This is a genomic window from Chamaesiphon sp. VAR_48_metabat_403 (genome assembly GCF_031422475.1).
In the GTDB taxonomy this organism is placed as follows: domain Bacteria; phylum Cyanobacteriota; class Cyanobacteriia; order Cyanobacteriales; family Chamaesiphonaceae; genus Chamaesiphon.
Genome location: NZ_JANPLS010000118.1, coordinates 1 through 2,235, shown reverse-complemented (window position 1 = coordinate 2,235; position 2,235 = coordinate 1). Strand labels below are relative to the sequence as shown.

Below are 2,235 nucleotides of genomic sequence, written 5' to 3'. Positions count from 1 at the left end.
TGGGTATTAGTAAGTTTAGGTGGGGGGATAATTGCCATTCTCTGCGGTGGCTCGGTGGTATTACTTGCAATGTTTGGCTACTGGTTTCCCCTCATACCTGCCATATTCGGTTTGATAATTGCAGGTAGTTGTGTCAAGATTTATCTAGTACGAGGAACTAAATTTAGAACTGTTAATTCAAATTTGTTAGTGTCAACTTTCAGATATAAACGGATATGAACGAGCGGCGATCGAACGAAACGACATTTCATCTTTTATCAATTTTTTTAGGCATAACAATTAGTCTGGGTATTGTGATGCCCTTTGCTCTCATCCAAGCAGACACCTCAACCGCTCAACAGTTAAAGAAAAAGAAACAAATTCCACCTCCATCCCCACCTTCAAAAGGCTTTCCAGGAAATCGTACTGTGAGTGCTTCGATGAGTGGTGGCAGTTGCGACTTGAAATTAATCGCCCTAGCCCCAGAATTCAACCAGAATCCTTCAGGTCAAATTTCTGAAAAAAGTGTCTGGGGACAAACCACTGTAGAACGCCCAATCTTTTGGTTTTTTGTCCCTTCTACCCAAGCATTAAAGCTAGAATTTTCCCTCCAAAATCGACAAGGTGAAGATATCTACCGCGCTCCCATCCCCACTCCTGGACAACCTGGAGTAATTGGTGTGCGCATCCCCACCAGTCAACAACCTTTACAACTAGATCGAGACTACCGTTGGACATTAAAAGCTCAAGTACCTTGTGGAACGACTACCAATCGAGTGTTTGTAGATGGATGGGTCAAACGGGCAAGCTTACCTAATGCGGGCAATAGGAGCGATACTTTTGCCCAGCAGGGGATTTGGTATGATGCCGTGACGAGTTTAGCTCAACAGCGATTGCAAAAACCCAATGATGTTCAATTACAGCAAGATTGGCACAATCTATTAGAGTCCGCCGATTTGAACGCTATTGCCAAACAGCCGATCCTCAAATAAGACTTACACCCATCGTAACTTTGCTCGAACTGGTTATTAACTTAAGACTCGCTGCATCATCGAAACAGCACGTTTATGATTAGCCATCGCAGTTCTTTTTCTCTGGCGTTTTTGAGCTAGCGCAATGATGCGTTCGCGCATTTCGGGTTCGTCGAGCATCTCTGAGAACATCGCTTCGATCAGGACTTCGCGACAAATCTGTTCTTGGTGACACAATGCTTGTAACTTGTCACTCACAGCTTTCTCTAGCCGCAGGGTAGTTTGTTTGACTTCAAGAGTGGGTGATGTGCCATCGGGAAGTGTAGATATCTGGATATCTGAATAACTAGATGCTTCGATGTCTGGATTATCTGGATTAATAGACATAGAAGCATCTACGCTCTGAGAAGGCGATTTCTCATCAGAGAGTGTAGATATCTGGATATCTGGATATTTAGCTTTTTCGATATCTGGAATACTAGATATTGAAGATTCTACAAATGTAGGAACCGTAGGAGTTATTCCTGGATCGCGTTTGGGAACTTCCGGACGCTGGCGATTCTTGATTCGTTCTAGGGCATCACTCATGGCTCAGAACCTCAATAATTTTAGTAAAAGGATATTCGAGTTCCTCATGACCGAGTTCGGTGAGAGTTTTACCTTGGCGAATCCCTTTTTTAAACTGCTCTGATTCTTTAATTGAGGGGAAGATTGTCATCTCTGGAAATAGTTCGGTCATCGCCGCGATGTTTTCCCGACTATCTACAGTTTGAGTATTCCCCACCCAACGATCGCGGAACGGGATGACTCCCAAAACAGAGCCTGTAAAAGCAGCCAAGTTAGTCTGTTCGCCGACGAACTTGAGCGTGTCGATCAGACTATTTACGCCCTTAGTATTGGCTTCGACTGGAATTAATGCCAGATCTGCCGCACCCAGAGCTGTCAGGCAGATTTGAGATCGAGATGGCTGGACATCGACGATCGCATAGTCAAACAGTGAGGCTACAGCCTTGAGGCGCAGTTTGAGGATAAATGCCCCCGTCCCACTACTAGAGAGAAAATCCGTAACTTTAAATAAACTGCGATCGGCAGGAATTACAAATAAATTGGGATAACTAGTCGGGTAAATCCCATCCTCAGTAGTTACTTGTCCGCTTAATACTTCGAGTAAACTGGGTTCGTTTTCTTCTACCTCGCGTCCGAGGTAGAAAGTTAAATTAGCTTGGGGGTCGGCATCGATGACTAATACTCGTTTTCCCTGTTGAGCCAGGAGCAGAGCTGTAAA

The 2,235-nt window shown here is 44.5% G+C and carries 3 protein-coding genes and 1 pseudogene; 2 read left to right on the top strand and 2 right to left on the bottom strand.

The window, feature by feature from the left end; translation table 11 throughout:
• Together RMO79_RS06125 and RMO79_RS06120 are read left to right on the top strand one after the other, a co-directional pair.
• A pseudogene (locus RMO79_RS06125) lies at positions 1–219 on the top strand (hypothetical protein); the annotation flags it as partial.
• Positions 216–971: a DUF928 domain-containing protein gene (locus tag RMO79_RS06120; protein WP_310482170.1), complete on the top strand. Its 756-nt coding sequence runs from the start codon at positions 216–218 to the stop codon at positions 969–971. The pseudogene RMO79_RS06125 and the gene RMO79_RS06120, both read left to right, overlap by 4 nt.
• Positions 972–1,007: 36 nt before the next feature.
• Here the strand turns inward: RMO79_RS06120 and RMO79_RS06115 are convergent, their stop codons facing one another.
• Complete coding sequence (locus RMO79_RS06115) at positions 1,008–1,538, bottom strand: hypothetical protein (protein ID WP_310482169.1); 531 nt, start codon at positions 1,536–1,538, stop codon at positions 1,008–1,010.
• The coding region (locus RMO79_RS06110; protein WP_310482168.1) for an AAA family ATPase at positions 1,531–2,235 on the bottom strand (705 nt) is incomplete at its 5' end. The genes RMO79_RS06110 and RMO79_RS06115, both read right to left, overlap by 8 nt.